The sequence below is a fragment of the Meiothermus granaticius NBRC 107808 genome, assembly GCF_003574355.1.
In the GTDB taxonomy this organism is placed as follows: Bacteria; Deinococcota; Deinococci; order Deinococcales; family Thermaceae; genus Meiothermus; species Meiothermus granaticius.
In genome coordinates this window covers 45174-61943 of record NZ_QWLB01000003.1, presented here as the reverse complement: position 1 = coordinate 61943, position 16770 = coordinate 45174, and the positions used below count along the sequence as shown (strand labels likewise).

General features: G+C 61.8%; 16 protein-coding genes. 7 read left to right on the top strand and 9 right to left on the bottom strand.

Annotated features, from left to right (window positions below; genetic code table 11):
* Window positions 1–90 precede the first annotated feature (90 nt).
* From aroC to Mgrana_RS01605, 3 genes are all read left to right on the top strand, one after another.
* Window positions 91–1242, top strand: coding sequence for a chorismate synthase (gene aroC / locus Mgrana_RS01615; RefSeq protein ID WP_119355858.1), 1152 nt, complete (start codon window positions 91–93; stop codon window positions 1240–1242).
* Between the two features lie 82 nt (window positions 1243–1324).
* Window positions 1325–1912: a shikimate kinase gene (locus Mgrana_RS01610; protein WP_119355915.1), complete on the top strand. Its 588-nt coding sequence runs from the start codon at window positions 1325–1327 to the stop codon at window positions 1910–1912.
* Window positions 1890–2921: a 3-dehydroquinate synthase gene (locus tag Mgrana_RS01605; protein WP_119355857.1), complete on the top strand. Its 1032-nt coding sequence runs from the start codon at window positions 1890–1892 to the stop codon at window positions 2919–2921. The genes Mgrana_RS01610 and Mgrana_RS01605 overlap by 23 nt, the downstream gene beginning before the upstream one ends.
* Window positions 2922–2931: 10 nt before the next feature.
* On the opposite strand, the gene Mgrana_RS01600 is transcribed toward Mgrana_RS01605, so the two are convergent.
* The 4 genes from Mgrana_RS01600 to Mgrana_RS01585 form a co-directional block, all read right to left on the bottom strand.
* On the bottom strand, window positions 2932–4215 hold the full coding sequence (locus Mgrana_RS01600) for an NAD(P)/FAD-dependent oxidoreductase (RefSeq protein ID WP_119355856.1): 1284 nt from the start codon (window positions 4213–4215) through the stop codon (window positions 2932–2934).
* Window positions 4216–4375: 160 nt separating this feature from the next.
* Entirely contained in the window at window positions 4376–5440 is a 1065-nt protein-coding gene (locus Mgrana_RS01595) for a LacI family DNA-binding transcriptional regulator (RefSeq protein WP_119355855.1), read from the bottom strand.
* A gap of 20 nt (window positions 5441–5460) precedes the next feature.
* Window positions 5461–6810, bottom strand: coding sequence for an alpha-glucosidase/alpha-galactosidase (gene melA / locus Mgrana_RS01590; RefSeq protein WP_119355854.1), 1350 nt, complete (start codon window positions 6808–6810; stop codon window positions 5461–5463).
* A gap of 150 nt (window positions 6811–6960) precedes the next feature.
* Entirely contained in the window at window positions 6961–7587 is a 627-nt protein-coding gene (locus Mgrana_RS01585; RefSeq protein WP_119355914.1) for a rhomboid family intramembrane serine protease, read from the bottom strand.
* A 317-nt stretch (window positions 7588–7904) separates the two neighbouring features.
* Between Mgrana_RS01585 and Mgrana_RS01580 the strand changes: the two genes are divergently transcribed.
* The 3 genes from Mgrana_RS01580 to Mgrana_RS01570 are packed head-to-tail and all read left to right on the top strand — an operon-like array spanning window position 7905 to window position 12360.
* Window positions 7905–9914 (top strand): ABC transporter permease, encoded by a 2010-nt coding sequence (locus tag Mgrana_RS01580; protein WP_119355853.1) that lies wholly within the window; start codon window positions 7905–7907, stop codon window positions 9912–9914.
* A 59-nt stretch (window positions 9915–9973) separates the two neighbouring features.
* Window positions 9974–11302 carry an ABC transporter ATP-binding protein gene (locus Mgrana_RS01575; protein ID WP_119355852.1) on the top strand — a complete coding sequence of 443 codons (1329 nt, stop codon included), beginning with the start codon at window positions 9974–9976 and terminating at the stop codon, window positions 11300–11302.
* A 35-nt stretch (window positions 11303–11337) separates the two neighbouring features.
* The gene (locus Mgrana_RS01570) at window positions 11338–12360 is read left to right on the top strand and encodes an aldo/keto reductase (RefSeq protein WP_119355851.1); all 1023 of its coding nucleotides are present in this window, start codon (window positions 11338–11340) and stop codon (window positions 12358–12360) included.
* A 70-nt stretch (window positions 12361–12430) separates the two neighbouring features.
* Here the strand turns inward: Mgrana_RS01570 and rplI are convergent, their stop codons facing one another.
* The 5 genes from rplI to der all read right to left on the bottom strand — a co-directional run bounded on the left by rplI (window position 12431) and on the right by der (window position 15880).
* Window positions 12431–12880 carry a 50S ribosomal protein L9 gene (gene rplI / locus Mgrana_RS01565; RefSeq protein ID WP_119355850.1) on the bottom strand — a complete coding sequence of 150 codons (450 nt, stop codon included), beginning with the start codon at window positions 12878–12880 and terminating at the stop codon, window positions 12431–12433.
* A 10-nt stretch (window positions 12881–12890) separates the two neighbouring features.
* Window positions 12891–13166, bottom strand: coding sequence for a 30S ribosomal protein S18 (rpsR, locus tag Mgrana_RS01560; RefSeq protein WP_119355913.1), 276 nt, complete (start codon window positions 13164–13166; stop codon window positions 12891–12893).
* An 11-nt stretch (window positions 13167–13177) separates the two neighbouring features.
* A complete protein-coding gene (locus Mgrana_RS17200; protein WP_119355849.1) occupies window positions 13178–14014 on the bottom strand; it encodes a single-stranded DNA-binding protein in 837 nt (278 codons plus the stop codon).
* A gap of 124 nt (window positions 14015–14138) precedes the next feature.
* Window positions 14139–14441, bottom strand: a complete 303-nt coding sequence (gene rpsF, locus Mgrana_RS01550; RefSeq protein ID WP_119355848.1) for a 30S ribosomal protein S6 — start codon at window positions 14439–14441, stop codon at window positions 14139–14141.
* 95 nt (window positions 14442–14536) lie between these two features.
* Complete coding sequence (gene der, locus Mgrana_RS01545) at window positions 14537–15880, bottom strand: ribosome biogenesis GTPase Der (RefSeq protein ID WP_119355847.1); 1344 nt, start codon at window positions 15878–15880, stop codon at window positions 14537–14539.
* 93 nt (window positions 15881–15973) lie between these two features.
* Between der and Mgrana_RS01540 the strand changes: the two genes are divergently transcribed.
* On the top strand, window positions 15974–16651 hold the full coding sequence (locus tag Mgrana_RS01540) for an SDR family NAD(P)-dependent oxidoreductase (RefSeq protein WP_119355846.1): 678 nt from the start codon (window positions 15974–15976) through the stop codon (window positions 16649–16651).
* Window positions 16652–16770 lie beyond the last annotated feature (119 nt).

The following is a 16770-nucleotide window of genomic DNA, read 5'->3' as shown; positions in this document are numbered from 1 at the left end:
CTGGGCTTTGGGAAGGACCGGGGCTTCGGCCCCGGTCCTGCTTATGGGGGAGCCATTTATCCTTCGAACCTACCGTGTTAGGCTGGCATTATGCGTTTTTTGACCGCAGGGGAATCCCATGGCCCCCAACTCACTGGAATCATCGAAGGTCTGCCCGCTCAGTTGCCCCTCAGCGCTGAGGACATCAACCCCTGGCTCCGAAAGCGGCAAGGAGGCTATGGGCGCGGACGGCGAATGGTGATCGAGACCGACACCGTGGAGTTTATGAGTGGGGTGCGGGCGGGTCGCACCACCGGGGCCCCGGTTACGCTTGTCATCCGCAATACCGACTACCGCAACTGGAGCGAGATCATGGACCCGGCCCCCGGCAATGAGCCGCGCAAAAAAGCCCTCACGGCGGCCCGCCCCGGCCATGCTGACCTTTCCGGGGGGATGAAGTACGGCCACAAAGACCTTCGCGATGTGCTCGAGCGGGCCTCGGCCCGGGAGACCGCAATGCGGGTGGCGGTGGGTGCCGTGGCCCATAAGCTGCTGGGGGCGTTTGGGGTCAGGAGCGCAGCCTATGTGCCGGGGATGGCCGGGGTTTGGAGCGAGCGGGCCTTTGACTGGAGCCTGCTCGAGCAGATCGAGGCCAGCCCCGTGCGAATGACCGACCCCAGCGCCGAGGCCGAGGTGATCGGGCGGATAGACGCGGCCAAAGCTGCCGGGAACACCCTGGGGGGGATCATTGAGGCCCGGTTTCAAGGGGTGGTACCGGGACTGGGCTCACAGATGCACTGGGAGCGTAAGCTCGATGGGCGCATCGCTCAGATGGCCATGAGCATCCCGGCGGTCAAGGGGGTGGAGATCGGGGCCGGTTTCGAGAACGCCATGAAGCCAGGCTCCGAGGTTCACGACGCGATCTACTGGGAAGCCGGGCGTGGCTACTACCGCCAGACCAACCGGGCCGGGGGGACCGAAGGGGGGATGACCACCGGCGAGGAGTTGGTGGTGCGGGCTGCCCTCAAGCCCATCGCCACCCTGATGACCCCGCTGCCCACCGTAGATGTGGTGAGCCATACCCCCGCTGATGCCGCTAGGGAGCGCTCCGATACCACGGCGGTACCCGCAGCCAGCGTGATCCTGGAGGCTCTGGTGGGCATCGTGCTGGCCCAGGCTTACCTCGAGAAGTTCGGCGGCGATACCCTGGAGGAGCTCGTCGAACGGGTCGAGCGCTACAAGGCCCGTGTGCTAGCCTATTGAGATATGGCCTTGAGCGTTGACCCTCTACCCTCCGCGGCGGGACCCATTCCTGCTCCGGCACTTTTTGATCCGCGGTTCCCCCATGCTCAAGGTTGAGCGCCCCACCACCTGGGTTGCGCTCACCGGGTTCATGGGCGTGGGCAAAAGCCGCATCGGGCGGGAGCTGGCCCGTGAGCTGATGCTGCACTTTATAGACCTGGATCGCTATATCGAGCGCGAAACCGGGCTCTCCATCCCCGATATCTTCCGCCATCTCGGGGAGAGCACCTTCCGGCAGCTCGAGGCGGAGGCCGTGGCTGAGCTCACGGGGAAAGACTTCCTGGTGCTCTCCCTGGGGGGTGGAACCTTCGTGGGTCCCCAAAACCGCGAAAGCCTGTTGCAGCGCGGGCCGGTGGTGAGCCTGTGGGCCAGCCCGCAAACCATCTACGAACGGGTCAGCCGCCGCCCTGGGCAGCGCCCGATCCTTGACCCTCCCCACCCCGCCCCTGGGGAAGCCCCCAAAGACCTGGCCGAGCTGGCCTACGAGCGCATTCAACGTCTACTGGCCGAGCGGGAAGCCATCTATCGTCAAGCCACCATCCATGTCTCGACCGATGGACGGCGGGTTCCTGACGTGGTGGACGAGATCATCGAGAAGCTGTGGAACTATGCCGACAACGCTCAGGATTGAATCGCCCTTTCCCTATCCCATCCTCCTGGGGCGGGGGCTCGAGGTCCCCCGCTCAGAAGGGCCTAAGGCCCTGCTTTACGACACCGCGGTCGAGGGCTTTGCCCTTGGCTTGGCCCAGCGCCTGGAAATTCCCTACCGCTTAGGGCTGGCAGGGGGCGAGGGGGCCAAGACCCTCGAGACCTATGCCCAGGCGCTGTCCTGGCTAGCCGGGAAGGCCTTGCCGCGCAACACCACCCTCTATGTCGTGGGTGGGGGCACCCTGACGGACCTGGGCGGTTTTCTGGCCGCAAGCTACCTGCGGGGGATTCGGTTCATCAATGTTCCTACCACCACCTTAGCCATTGTGGACGCCTCGGTGGGCAATAAAACCGGAATCAACCTCCCCGAGGGCAAAAACCTGGTGGGTGCTTTTTACGCTCCTGAAGGGGTTTACGCTGATCTAGAGGCCCTGGCCACCCTGCCTGAGACCCCCTTCAAGGAAGGCTTGGTGGAGGCCTTCAAGCATGGCCTCATCGCTGGGGACGAGGGCCTGCTCGAGGTCGAGCCGCTGAGCCGCTCAAGCCCGGCCCTCGAGGCCTACCTGGCTCGAGCGGTGGCGGTCAAGATCGCGGTGGTTGAAGCCGATCCAAGGGAAACCGGTGAGCGCCGCAAGCTGAACCTGGGACACACCCTGGGGCATGCCCTCGAGGCGGCTACCCAGCACCAGCTCTCCCACGGAGCCGCGGTTGCCTACGGCCTGCTGTTTGCGGCCCTTCTGGGCCGGGCTCATGGCGGCACGGACTTGACCCCAGCGGTACAAAACCTGCTGGCCTGGCTCTCCCCTCCCCGGCTACCCCCGCTGGAGTGGGAGGCGCTGGCCCCTTTCATGGCCAGGGACAAAAAAACGCTCGGCACCTCACTGCACTGGGTGGTGCCGATGGGGATGGGCAAGCTAGAAATTCATCCCATCTCCGAAGAGGTGCTGCGCCAAACCTACGCAGAGTTCCTCTCCCTGAGCCCGAACCCCTGAGCTCTTTCGGCTATGTCCTGACCGTCTCCCTCACCTCCTGCGGGCTCGTCTCGGGAAACGCCACCCGTTTGTGCAGAATGCGCACCGCAAAGTCGTAGGTGAAGTAGCTGTAGGCCCAGTTTGCCATTACCAGAAGGCGGTTTCGGAAGCCGATCAGATAGTAGAGGTGTACTACCAGCCACAGCGCCCAGGCCGCGAAGCCCTTGAATCGCAGCCGCCCGATCTCGGCGATGGCGTGGTTGCGGCCCAAGGTTGCCAGGTTGCCTTTGTCGATGTACCTGAACGGCTTTTGCCGCTGTCCCCGCACCGCACGCACGATGTTGCATCCAGCCAAAACCCCCTGCTGGATGGCGGTCTGGGCTACCTGCGGGTACGCCTTCCCATCGTCGCCGGCGAGGGCGTTGGAGTCTCCGGCCACGTAGATCTCGGGGTGCTCGGGGATGAAAAGCTCCGGCGCGGTGACGATCCGGCCTCCGCGCCCGGCGGGTAGCCCCGGAATTGCCACCCCGGTGACCCCCGCGGCCCAGATGGTGCTGAAGCTGGGCACAAAGCGCCCGCTCTGGAACCGCACCCCCCCTGACCCGACCTCAGCCACCGGGTCGCCGTAGACTAGCTCGACCCCCATCGCCCGCAGGAAGCGCTCGGCGTAGCGGCTGCTGGACTCGCTGAAGGCGCTCAGGATGCGCCCGAACCCCTCCACCAGCACGATCCGCATCTCCCCCGCGATCTCCGGGATGTCGCGCGAGATGACGTGCCGCTTGGCCTCGGCGAAGGCCCCGGCCAGCTCCACCCCGGTCGGCCCGCCGCCCACGATCACCGTGGTCAGGAGCGATTTGCGCCGCTGAGGGTCACTCGTGCGAGCAGCCTCCTCACAGGCCGAGATCAGGCGGTCACGGATGCGCAGGGCGTCCTCGAGGCCCTTCATTCCCTGGGCGTACTGCGCCACCCCCGGCAGGCCAAAGTCATTGGTGCGGGTTCCCACCCCGACCAGCAGGTAGTCGTAGGGCAGCAACTGGCCGTCCACCGTCACGGTCTTGGCCTGGGGATCAACCCGCTCAGCGTTGCCCATCAGGAAGCAGGCGTTTGTATAGCGGCGCAGAAAGGCCCGGATGGGAAAGGCGATCTGCGGTGACTCGAGTCCACCTGAGGCTACCTGGTACAAGAGCGGTTGGAAGAGGTGATAGTTGTTACGGTCCACCAGCGTAATCCGCAGCCCCGGCTCACGGGCCAGTTCGCGCACCGCATTCAGCCCAGCGAATCCCGCCCCCAGTACCACCACGTGCTTCTCGGACATGAAGCCCTCCCTGGGCCAGCCCGTCTTACCCAAAAGACACCGACCCTCAGGACATTTGTACTTCTTTGTGAAAGGAAGTACAAGAAGACACCTCACACTTCATCTCGGGCAAACCGGGTCAGGAGGTAGGGCCTCCGGTCTGGGACGGCCTATACGCTGCTCAGCGTTGATACGCCTTGGCCTTTTGTTTAGCCCCACACGAGGCACGGACAATCAGCGGGGCGGGCAGGCGAATCTGGGGGCGCTCCGGCACAACCCCCCGAATCAGCCCGGAGAGCATCTCCACCGCCAGGCGTCCCTGCTCCACTGCCGGAATCTGGATGGTAGTTAGGGGAGGGATCAGGTATGGAGCGGTAGGGATATCGTCATACCCGACCACCGCAATATCTTGGGGGATGCGCAACCCCTTTTCATGAATCGCCGCCATGGCCCCCAAAGCGATGGTGTCATTTCCGGCGAACAGGGCGGTGGGATAGGGTTTTCGCTGCAGAAGCTTCTGCATAGCCTCGTAGCCGCTGGCTGCGCTGTAGTTGCCAAAGCGGACCAGCTTTGGGTTGTACTCCAACCCCGCCGCCTCGAGCGCCAAGCGATACCCCTGATGCCGGGTCTGGGTAGCGAAATAGTTGTCCGGCGAGAAGGTGATGTGCGCGATTCGGGTGTGGCCCAGCCCGATAAGGTGCTGGGTGGCTCGGCTGCTGGCCTCGAGGTCGTCGGTCTCCACCGCGTAAACCTTCTCCTCCAGCTCTGCCCAGCGCCTAAACCCGATCAACACCACCGGAAAGTTGCGCCGGATCAGCTCGGGGAGTTGCTTGTCGTCCGAGCGCAGGTTAAGCACGATCAAGCCATCAATCCGCTGTCCACGCACCAGCTCGAGGTACACATCGGCTCGAGAGACATCTTCAACCGTCTCTAAAAGCACCCGGTAACCGTGCCGATGGCTAGTATGGCTGAGGCTGTAGAGCAGTTGAGGGATATAGGCATCCACCTTCAGGTGCTCGGCGTGGGAAACCACCAAGCCCAGGGTGAGAGTCTGCCCACTCACCAAGCTGCGAGCGGCAGCGTTGGGCACGTATCCCAGTTCTGCGGCTGCCTGCAGCACCCGGGCCCGGGTCTCCTCGCTGATATTAGCCCCAGGCACATTGTTGAGCACGAAGGAAACCGTAGTCCGCGAAACTCCGGCGCGCTTAGCGACTTGATGGCTGGTAACCCGGGATTTGGGCGTCATTTGGGGAAGGTGGCCCTCATTCAGCTCCGCATTACCGGCTTGGAGCGCAGGGGCTCGGGAATCCAGTCTCCGTGAGCAGCCAACAGCTCGTCCACCAAGCTCCAAATCTGGTCCAGATCGAGCTCGGCCGCGGTATGGGGGTCTAACATGGCTGCGTGGTAGACGTGCTCCCGCTTACCGGTGAGCACCGCCTCAACCACCAGCGACTGCACGTTGATGTTGGTCTGCATGAGGGCGGCCAACTGGGGGGGCAGGCTTCCAATGCGCGTGGGCTGAATCCCGTTTTTATCCACCAGGCAAGGCACTTCCACACAGCACCCCTCGGGGAGGTTCTCAATCAGGCCATGGTTGAGCACATTGCCATAGACCACCCGGGGCGTGCCGGTCTCCTGGCTATGGATGATCAGCGAGCCATACTCGTGGCTGCGGTGTACCGGAAGCGGATGGGTGTTTTGCTCCAGCTCCTCGCGCAGGTGTTCCCAACCGGCAATCTGCTCCTCGCAGCGGCGGATGTACTCGTCCAGGGGAATGCCGAACCTCTCGATCAGGTCGGGGCGATCGCGCTTGATGAAATAAGGGGTGTACTCACTGAAGTGCTCGCTGGACTCCGTAACGAAGTAACCCAGGCGGCGAAACATCTCATAGCGCACCTTGTCCGCCAGCTGCACCCCCCCACCATGCCCACGATAGGCCGTTTTGCCGCTCTCGAGAAAGGCCCGAATCTTGGGATAGAGATCCTCGCCGTTTCGCTCGAACCTGAGGTAAAAAGCCATGTGGTTGATCCCAGCACAGAGGTAGTTGATCTCCTCAATGGGCACCTCAATATCCTGAGCCAGCTGCTCGGCGGTGCCCTGCACGCTATGGCATAAGCCCACGGTCTTGGTACGGGTGGCCTTGAGCAGGGCCCAGGTGTTCATGGCCATGGGGTTTACATAGTTGAGGTGCAGCACATCCGGACAGAGCCGCTCCATCTCGTGGCTCATCTCCAAGAGCACCGGGATGGTGCGCAGGCCCCGCATGATCCCACCGATTCCCAAGGTATCCGCGATGGTCTGGCGCAGACCGTACTTTTTGGGAATCTCAAAATCAAGGACCGTCCCAGGCTTGTACCCGGCCACCTGGATCATGTTGATGGCGTAGTCAGCCCCCTCGAGGGCCTGCACCCGGTCCGTGGTCGCGATGATTCTGGGCTTAGCCCCCAGACTCTCCGCTAACTTATGCGCCACAATCTCCGAGGTCTTGAGCCGCTCCGCATTGATATCGTAGAGCACCAGGGTAGACTCCGAGAGCTCCGGAAAGCTGAGGATATCCCCCATCAAGTTCCGAGCAAATACCGTGCTGCCTGCGCCGATGAAGGTGATTTTAGGCATACATCTTCTCCTTACGCTAAGGCCAAAGGGCCTCTTGATCAGGGCTGATTTATCGCCGATTAACACCTGCTACTAACGCGCGTCAGTACGATACCGCGTGCGCTTTTATCTGTCAAGCGTGGGCGAAGCGGTGTCAAAACCCCCGGGAGATCAAGGCCGGCGGTAGCGCTGGGGTACAATGAAAAAGCGCACCAGCAGGGCTCCTCCGATAAACCCCCCGATATGAGCCCAGAAGGCAATCCCTGGCACCCCCCCCGCGCTCTGCCATAGCTGAAGCAGGGCCCAGTAGCCCAGATAAATTAGGGCAGGCACAGGCAGGGGGAAAAAACCCACCAGTGAGAAGATCAAGGCCCTGGGAAAGAGCACAATATACGCCCCCAGCACCGCTGAAATGGCTCCTGAAGCCCCAATCATTGGGGCATCTCCCCCGATCAGGCCCTGGAAAAAAGCGGCAATCACCCCACCCAACAGATAAAACACCAAGAAGCGCCCGTGGCCCATACGGGCTTCTACGTTGTCGCCAAAAATCCACAAGAACCACATATTGCCCAAGATGTGCGCGATGCTGCCATGCAGAAACATGCTGGTAAACAGGGTTGCCCATTGCCCACTGGGGTCGGCGAAAAAACGCGAGGGGACAAAGGCATAGGCCGAAAGCACCTGGGCAGGATCGGTGAGAAAATACGTGTAAATGAAGGCCAAAAAGTTGAGCAAGATCAGTGAATACACCACCACCGGGCGAATTGGCAAACGGTTGAGGTCATACAGTGGGAACATGGCTTCCAGATTACCCCAGTGGAACCCGCAATTAGGAATTGGCCCTTTGGAGCCCACCGAGAGGGCCTTCATCCCCCTTTCATATTAGAAACCTAGAGTGCTCGAGCGCCTTGTGCAAATCGCATGAGGTAGACTTCTGTAAAAGGAGAATATCCCGCCGTGGAAAGCCCTGGCAGTTGCCGACTTAAGCCCGCCCCTGGGGGTTTCTACCTGGCGTCATAGCTATTCCGGCAACCTCCGGGGCCCAATCAAACCAAGGAGGTTGTCATGCATTTCCCCATCTCCAAACTCCACTTCTCCACTCAGGGAGGCCCCCGGTGAACCGGATCTTCCCTACTCCAGAAGCAGTACGCCCGCACCGGCCTTTCTCACGCTGGGATCTACTGGTCATACCTGGCCTGATCGCCTTGTTTGTGCTGGTGGAGCTGGGGCTCAAAGGAGCCGCAGCCCCGTTCGGCCCCAAAACCCCGGACCTCACCGTTTCGCTCAATCCGGCCAACCTGCCCTACTATGGCCTGCGAACGCTGCTGCGCATGGCCGTGGCCCTGGTCTTTTCATTTGGCTTCACCCTGGTCTATGCCACCATTGCAGCCCGGGTCCGAGGGGCTGAGCGGGTGATGATCCCGGTGCTTGATTTTCTGCAATCCCTCCCCATCCTGGGGTTCCTCACCGCAACCACCGCGATGTTCCTAGGGATATTTCGGGGCAGCTTGTTGGGCCTGGAAGCCGCTGCGGTCTTCGCCATCTTCACCTCGCAGGTCTGGAACATGACCTTCAGCTTCTATGCCTCGCTGACCACCCAGCCCAAAGAGCTCCAGGAGGCCGCCCTGATGCTGCGGCTCTCCCCCTGGCAGCGCTTCTGGAAACTCGATGTGCCCTATGCCATGCCTGGGCTGGTCTGGAACACCATGATGTCGGTCTCGGGTGGCTGGTTCTTCGTGGTGGCTTCCGAAGTGATCAGCGTGGTGGGGCGTGATCACCCCCAATTTCTACCCGGTGTGGGCTCGTATGTGGCCCTGGCCATTCAGCAAGCCGATGTCCGAGCCATGATTTACGCTGGCCTCACCGTACTGGTGCTGGTGTTGCTGTATGACCAGCTCTTCTTCCGACCCTTGGTGGCCTGGAGTGAAAAGTTCAAGATCGAGCTCTCCCAAGGACAGGACACCCCCCACTCCTGGGTGCTGACCGCCTTACAGCGGGCTCGGTTTGCCGGGCGGATCGCACAGCTACCCGTGCCCCTGTGGGAATGGCTCTGGCGGGCAACCGCGCTTAAAAACCGACCGGTTCGGGTCAAGGAGGTCCGTTCCATCACCCCCCAGCAGCGGCTATTGGGGTGGGGTTCTACGGCCCTTATCGCCATCGTTGCCCTCAGCTCCCTTGCCTATCTCTGGACCTTTCTATTCGGGCCAGGGTGGGGGTTTGCCCATGGACGCCTTCTCCAGCCCAACCCCAACCTCAATCCTGAGTTTAGCGCCAGTATGGCCAAGCGCTTCGAGGATCTGGGGGTCCGCCGCTCATCGGAAAATGCGGTCTGGTTATCGGAGGTGTGCCGCATCTCCAACAACGGGCAGACCATAAGCCCTGAGCTGGCCAAACTCCTGACGGAATACCGGCTCGAGCCCACCGGATGGCTCGAGCGCTGTGCCAAACCTCTGGCCCCCGCAGGGAAGGTTTCACTGTTAGAGGTGCTTCACGTGCTCAAGCTCGGCTTGTTTACCGCTTTGCGGGTCACGCTGTTCGTGCTGCTGGCCATGCTGTTCTGGGTACCGATCGGGGTTTGGATTGGGTTGCGGCCTCAGCTTGCCGGTTGGGTGCAGCCCCTAGCCCAGTTTGGGGCCGCGTTCCCGGCCAATCTGTTGTTCCCTATTTTTGTCATCCTGATCATTCATTTTCACCTCAATCCGGAGTTTTGGACGGCCCCGTTGATGGTGCTGGGAACCCAGTGGTACATCCTGTTTAACGTTGTGGCTGGGGCCACCGCCCTTCCCTCCGATCTCAAAGAGGCCGCCAAGGTCACCGGCCTCAAGGGATGGAGCTGGTGGCGCCGCCTGGCGCTGCCAGCCATCTTCCCGGCTTTTGTTACCGGTGGGATTACCGCTACCGGGGGGAGCTGGAATGCCAGCATTGTCGCCGAGGTGGTGAGCTGGGGCGATGTCACCCTTACCGCTACCGGCCTGGGCGCTTATATTGCCCACTGGAGCACCGGGGAGTTCAACCCCCATGTGGGTCTGGGCATGGTGGTCATGGGGCTGATGGTACTGGCCTACAACCGGCTGGTTTGGCGGTCCTTGTACCGATTGGCCGAAGAGCGATATAAGCTGGCTTAAGCGTGACCAGCCCGGTCCATTGAAGGCTCTCTGCACCCCTTTCCGAAAGGATTCCCCGCATGACCCCTCCCCCCAAAACCTCCAATCCAGTCATCCTCAGCGCCCAACACCTCTCCAAGTTCTTCGTGAGCCCCGAAGGCAAACCGTTCACGGTGCTCGAGGACATCAGCCTCGAGCTGCGCGAGGGCGAAATTGTGGCCCTGTTGGGCCGTAGCGGCTCCGGGAAAAGCACCCTGCTGCGCACCCTGCTGGGCTTGATTCCGCCCAGCCGCGGCGAGGTGCGTTACCGCGGCCAGCCGGTTACCGGGCCCATGCCCGGGATGGCCCTGGTGTTTCAAAGCTTTGCCCTGTTTCCCTGGCTTACCGTTCAGCAAAACGTAGAGCTGGGGCTCGAGGCCATGGGCATTCCGGCCGCGGAGCGTCGGCGCCGGGCCCTCGATGCCATCCGGCTCATCGGGCTTGATGGGTTCGAGTCGGCCTTTCCCAAAGAGCTCTCGGGCGGGATGCGGCAGCGGGTAGGGTTCGCCCGGGCCCTGGTCACCAACCCCGACGTGCTGTTTATGGATGAGCCCTTCAGCGCCCTCGATGTGCTCACCTCAGAAACCTTGCGTTCGGAGCTGCTGGATCTGTGGGCTGAGCAGAGAATCCCCACCAAAAGCATCCTGATCGTAACCCATAACATCGAAGAAGCCGCCCTTATGGCCGACCGTATCCTGATCCTCTCCGCCAATCCAGGGCGGATGCGCTCTGAGATCCAGGTACCCCACCCCCGGCTCGACAACCGCAACCACCCTGCTTTCAAGGAACTGGTCGAGCAAATTTACCGCATCATGACCACTCCAGCCGGGGGAGCCAGCACCCCCACCCTCCCTGCCGAGCCCCGCAGCCTGGGCTACCGGCTTCCCGCGGCCAGCGCCGAGGCCTTGGTGGCCCTGTTAGAGCGGGTGGGAGAGGAGCCCAACTACGGGCGTGAAGACCTGCCCCGGTTGGCCGATGAGATGCAGCTCGAGGTGGATGATCTCTTTCCCCTGGCCGATGCCGCAGCCCTTTTAGGCTTGGCCGAGGTCAAGGAAGGCGACATCCAGCTCACCCCTCAGGGCCGCCTTTTTGTTGAACAAGATGGCAGCGCCAGAAAAAGGGTTTTCGCGGCCCGTCTGTCTGAGCAGATCCCGCTAATCGCCCATATCCTGCGGGTGCTGGAGGCTCGCCCAGGCCGGAGAGCACCCGAGAACCGCTTCCTGCAAGAACTCGAGGACTACATGTCCACCGAGGATGCCGAAGCGGTTTTGGCCACCGCCATTGATTGGGGGCGCTACGCCGAGCTGTTTGAGTACGACTACAACGCCGGGGTGCTCTCCATGGAAGAACCCGTACCCATCGCCCGCTGACGGGGCTCGAGCCCCGAGGGGTATAATTGGAGCCTATGGCTTATCGAAGACTTGGGAACAGTGGTCTGCACATCTATCCTATCGCCTTAGGCACCATGCAGTTTGGCTGGAGCGCAGACGAAGCCGCCGCTCAAGCGGTGATGGATGCTTTCGTCGAAGCCGGGGGCAACCTGATCGACACCGCTGACATCTACACCGTTTGGTCGGAGAAAGGCGACAACCCCGGCGGGGTTTCTGAGGAGATCATCGGGCGCTGGATGAAATCTCGCCGCAATCGGGATCAGGTAGTCATCGCTACCAAGGTGCGGGGGGCGATGGGGGTGCGGGGCAGCGAGGGGCGAAACAGCCCTTACCAGCGCGAAGGCCTCTCTCGCAAATGGATCCTCAAGGCCTGCGAGGACAGCCTGCAGCGACTGGGGGTGGATTACATTGACCTATACCAGGTTCACTGGGTGGACAATCAGGTCCCCATCGAGGAAACCCTCTCTGCCCTTACGGATCTGGTGCGGCGGGGATATGTGCGCTATATCGGCTGCTCCAACTTCTCGGCCTGGCGCTTGATGCAGGCCTTGTGGAGCTCGGATAAGCACGGTTATGAGAGCTTTGTTTCGATTCAACCGGAATACAGCCTCGTGGCCCCCACCCGCTACAACTTCGAGCACGAGATCGCCCGGGTCTGTGAAACCTATGGCCTGGGAATTATCCCCTACAGCCCCTTGGCCGCAGGGTTTTTGACCGGGAAATACCGCCGCGATCAGCCCCTACCCCAGAGCGTGCGGGCTCAAGAGATCACCCACCGGCGTTACAGCGAACAAAACTGGAACATCCTGGATAAGGTTCTGGAGATCGCCGGGCAGCGGAACGCGCACCCTGCGCAGGTGGCCCTCGCCTGGCTTCTGGCCAAGCCGCAGATGACGGCACCCATCGTGGGGGCCAACACCGTAGCCCAGCTCAAAGATTTGATGCCCGCGGCTGAACTGAAGCTCTCTGCCGAGGAGTTCCAGGCCCTTGAGGAGGTCTCCGGCTGGCAGCGCTCCCGCACCGAGCTCGAGCGCTAAACCTCGCCTCCTGCCCGGCAAACACAACCCCCGCCAGAAGGCGGGGGTTGATGCTTAGAGCGCTTTAGGGTCAAGCCTTTTCGGCTCCCACGCTCACCTTAAGATGAATGGGGACTTCAGGATGGGGCTTGTAGACCAAGGTGTACTCGCCTAAGTCCTTGATCGGCTTCTCCAAAAGCAGCCGCTTGGGATCAATGGTGATCCCGTGTTGGGCTTCCAGCGCCTGAGCCACCTCACGGCTGGTCACCGAGCCGTAGATCTTCTGGTCTCCCGCTTTCACCCGCAGTTGCAGGGTGATGGGCTCCAAAAGCTCCTTCAGGCGCTCCGCCTCCGATTTGCGCTCGGCAGCCTTCTTGGCCTGGGCGCGAATTTTGGCCTCCAGGGTTTTAAGGTTGCTCTCACTGGCTACGGTAGCGAACCCGCGCGGCAGGAGGTAATTGCGGGCATAGCCCGGCTTGACGTTGACCACGGCTCCTACATCGCCGAGGTTTTCCAGGGGCTCGAGCAAAATCACTTTCATTGCGGACCCCCTATTTGCGCACCAGCTTTTCGGTGAAGGGCAGCAACCCCATCATCCGGGCCCGCTTGATGGTGCGGGCCAGCTTGCGCTGATCCTGAGCGTTGAGCCCACTGCGGCGGCGGGGCAAAATCTTCCCGGTCTCCGAGAGGAAGCGCTTCAGGACTTCCACATTCTTGAAGTCGTTGAGGTCAAAGGCCCCTACCGCAGCGGCCACTTTGGGTTTGCGGCTGCGGCGCAATCCCCGCTCACCGCGCTCGGAGCGGTCTTTGGCGCCCCGGTTCTGCATCTTTTTGGTGCTCAAAACGGTAAATCCTCCTCAGGTGGAAAATCGTCTTCTAAGCCTTCATCAATGTTTACCTTGCCCGCACGGCCTTTTGGAGCAGCCGTTGCCGCTCCCTGGGAACCGGCTCCACCTGTATTCGTTCCAGTTCCACGGGCAAGTCGCTCCAGACGGCTGGCCTCCACACGGGTGGTGAAGCGGCGAGTACCATCTTGAGCAGTCCAGGAGTCGTTTACCAAGCGCCCGATTAGGAACGCTCCATCCCCTTTCTTGAGTTCCCCCGCGAACTCGGCCAGCTCTCGCCAAGCCTGAGCCTCGACATAGTGCACCTTCTCCTGCTCTTGCCCCTTGGACACATACCTCTCGTTCACCGCCAACGAAAAGCGGGTCACTGCAGTGCCTTGCGGGGTGTAGCGCAGTTCAGGATCCCGGGTCAGGTTGCCTACCAGCACCACCTGATTGAGCCCGTCCCGCAGGCGCTCCTGGCCCCGGGCATCGGTGATGGTAAGGGAACCCTTCTTCCCCTCTAGGCTGACCACCTCGATCCGATCAGCCCGGATATCCAGGCTGCTCTTCTTCTGCCCGTCCTGTTCCCAGGAGCGGTACTCGAGCCGCCCTTCCACCAAAAGGGCCGTCCCTGCTTTGAGGGAGTCGCCCCAAAACTCAGCGCTTTTGCCCAACAGCTTGACCCGGTGGTACCAGGCCAGTTCACGGGCCTGCCCCTGCTCATCGGTAACGGTGTCATTACCGGCCAGGTTGAGCTCGAGCACGGCCAGGCCGCCCGGGGTGTAGCGCATCTCGGGGTCTTGGGTCAGGGTGCCTATGAGGGTGACGCGGTTGAGGCCTCGAGCCATATGAATCAGTCCTTTTCGTTACGGTCAGTGTACTGCTTGCTCTCCCCTCGACACCCCATGTTTGGGGCTAGAGGCAACGGTTTGGGTCTATGCTCTAAACCTCTGAAACTCAAGCCCTGGCGGGTTACTTCTTCCGCCATTCGGGACGGTCGCGGATGATGGTAACGCGACGGACGTGGTCACGCAGGCGGAGCTCCTTCTCCAGCGCGGCGTTGCTCTCCCCACTCGCTTCCACGGTATAGAACACCACATTGCCTTCCGGGTCCTTCTGAATCGGATAAGCTAGGCGGCGGTTCCCCCAGTCGTCGGTGTTCTGGATGCTTACCCCGTGACGCTCGAGGGTGGCCTTGATGATCTCCTTCTCCTGTGCAGCCTGGGCCGCATCGAGGTTGGGGTTGAGGATCAGACCGATCTCGTATTGAGCCATACTCACCTCCTTTCATCCGGTGCCCCATCAGCACAAAAAAGCGCCGACCTCAGGGTCACGCAACAGCAAAGTATAGCAGATGATGCCCCCGCAAACTAGGCTTCCTTCTCCCCCCCACGCCGCCCCCGGAAAACCATCCGAAAGGGAATTTCCGAGAGGCCCAGGTCCTCACCGATGCGGTTGCGCAAAAACCCCTCAAAAGGCCGGGTCACAAACTCCGGGTAGTTGCAGAAAAACACAAAGGTCGGGGGGGCCACCTCGGGCTGGGTGAGGAAGAACAGCTTGAGGGGCTTGCCCTTGAAGTTGGGAAGCATGGTCTGGGTAGTCCAGAGCGAGAGCCAGCGGTTGAGTTCGGCGGTCTCGAAGCGCACCCTGGCCAGGTGGTACAGCCGCACGGCCTCCGAGAGCAGCTTATGCAGGTTCTGCCCGGTCAGGCTCGAGACATACAGCTTGGGCAGGCGCTCTAGGTGCGAGAGCTGGAGCTTTAGGTCGGCCCGTACCTTGGGGGCTTCAGTTTTGGAGACCAGATCCCACTTGGTCACCGTCAGGATCACCGGTTTACCGGCCTGCAAGGCCTCGTTGGCCAGTTTCATCTCGAAATCGCCCAACTCCCGGGGATCTACCACCACCAGCACCACATCCGACTCTTCAATCACCGCGTGCGAGCGGCGGATGGCCAGCTCTTCAACCCCAGTCTCGGGACGGCGGCGAATTCCGGCGGTATCCACCAACAAGAAGCGGTTCCCGCCGTAGTCAAACTCCACATCTATGGCGTCGCGGGTGGTCCCCGGCAGCTCCGAAACAATCACCCGCTCCTCGCCCAAAATGGCGTTGAGCAGGCTGGATTTCCCTGCATTGGGGCGACCCACGATGGCCAGGCGAATCGGCACCACCTCGGGCTCGGCCTCCCCCTGACGCACCGGCAAACGCTGCCAGATGGCCTCCTCGAGGTCATCGAAGCCCCTCGAGTGGACCGCGCTGGTCGGCACCGCCTGGCCAAACCCTAAGGCATAGAGATCCCCCAGGTAATGCTCGTGTTTGGGGTCATCCACCTTGGTAGCCACCAGAAGCACCGGCTTGCCCTGGCGACGCAGGAAATCGGCCACCTCGAAATCGGCTGGGGCCAGATCGGCCCGGCCATCCACCACAAACAGCACCAGATCCGCACCCTGAATGGCCCGCTCCACCTTGGCCTTGATTTTCTTTTCCCACACGTCCCCAGACCACAGTCCCCCGGTATCCACCAGCTTGAACCGGCCCCGGTCGCTTTCCACCTCGCCCTCTTTGAGGTCGCGGGTTACTCCGGGTTGGTCGGCCACCACCGCAAAGCGCCCCTGACCGGGGCGGCTCACTGGGCCAGGGTGCTTCTGGCCCAGCAGCTTGTTGAATAAGCTGGACTTACCCACGTTGGGGCGACCTACAATGACCACACGATGCATACGTCTCCTCGGTTGCGATGCCGAACAACCCACCCTGCCCCAAATGACCATTGGCCCGGCAACACTCGATGTTAGCATACCGACAGAAGCTGTATGGAGGCGAAGGTTTGTGCCATTGTAGGGATGGGCCGGGGCATTGGCCTCAGCGTGGCCCGGCGCTTTGGGGAGATGGGATACCGTCTGGCCTTGCTGGCCCGCAGCGAGGAATGCCTGCAAAACTACACCGGGGCCCTCGAGCTAGACGGAATTACTTCCCTTCCACTGGCCGCGGACGCCAGCCGCCCCTTCTCCCTCATCTCCGCCGTGCGGGAAGCGGAAAAGCGGCTGGGGCCGGTAGGGGTGCTGATCTACAACGCTTACGCCTGCTGTCCGACCCGGCCTTCGGAGCTCAAGGTGGAGGAGCTCGAGGCCACCCTACGGGTCAATCTCTATGGGGCTGTAAACGCCGCACAGGCCGTACTGCCCTCGATGCTAAGGCGCAAAGCCGGAAGCTTGCTCTTCACCGGCGGTGGGCTGGCCCTGCGCCCCAGCGCCGCCGAGGCCGCCCTTTCCATAGGGAAAGCCAGCCTACGGGCCTATGTCGGAGCCCTGGCCCAGGAGCTGGCCCACGAAGGCATTCACGCCGCTACGGTGACCATTTGTGGAAAGGTTCAGCGCGGCACCGCCCTCGACCCCGACCTCATCGCAGAAGCGTTCTGGAAGCTGCATACCCAACCTAGAGAAGGCTGGCAAACCGAGGTGGTTTTCAAACCCCCGCATGACCAACCCTAGAACCCCCCAGCGCTATAGGCCGGTGAAAACCTGAAGCCGTGACCGTGTAAACGTGCGTTAGGCGTACCTCACTCGCCGCTACTGAGCGACGTATAATACCCGGCGGTATCGGAGGTGCT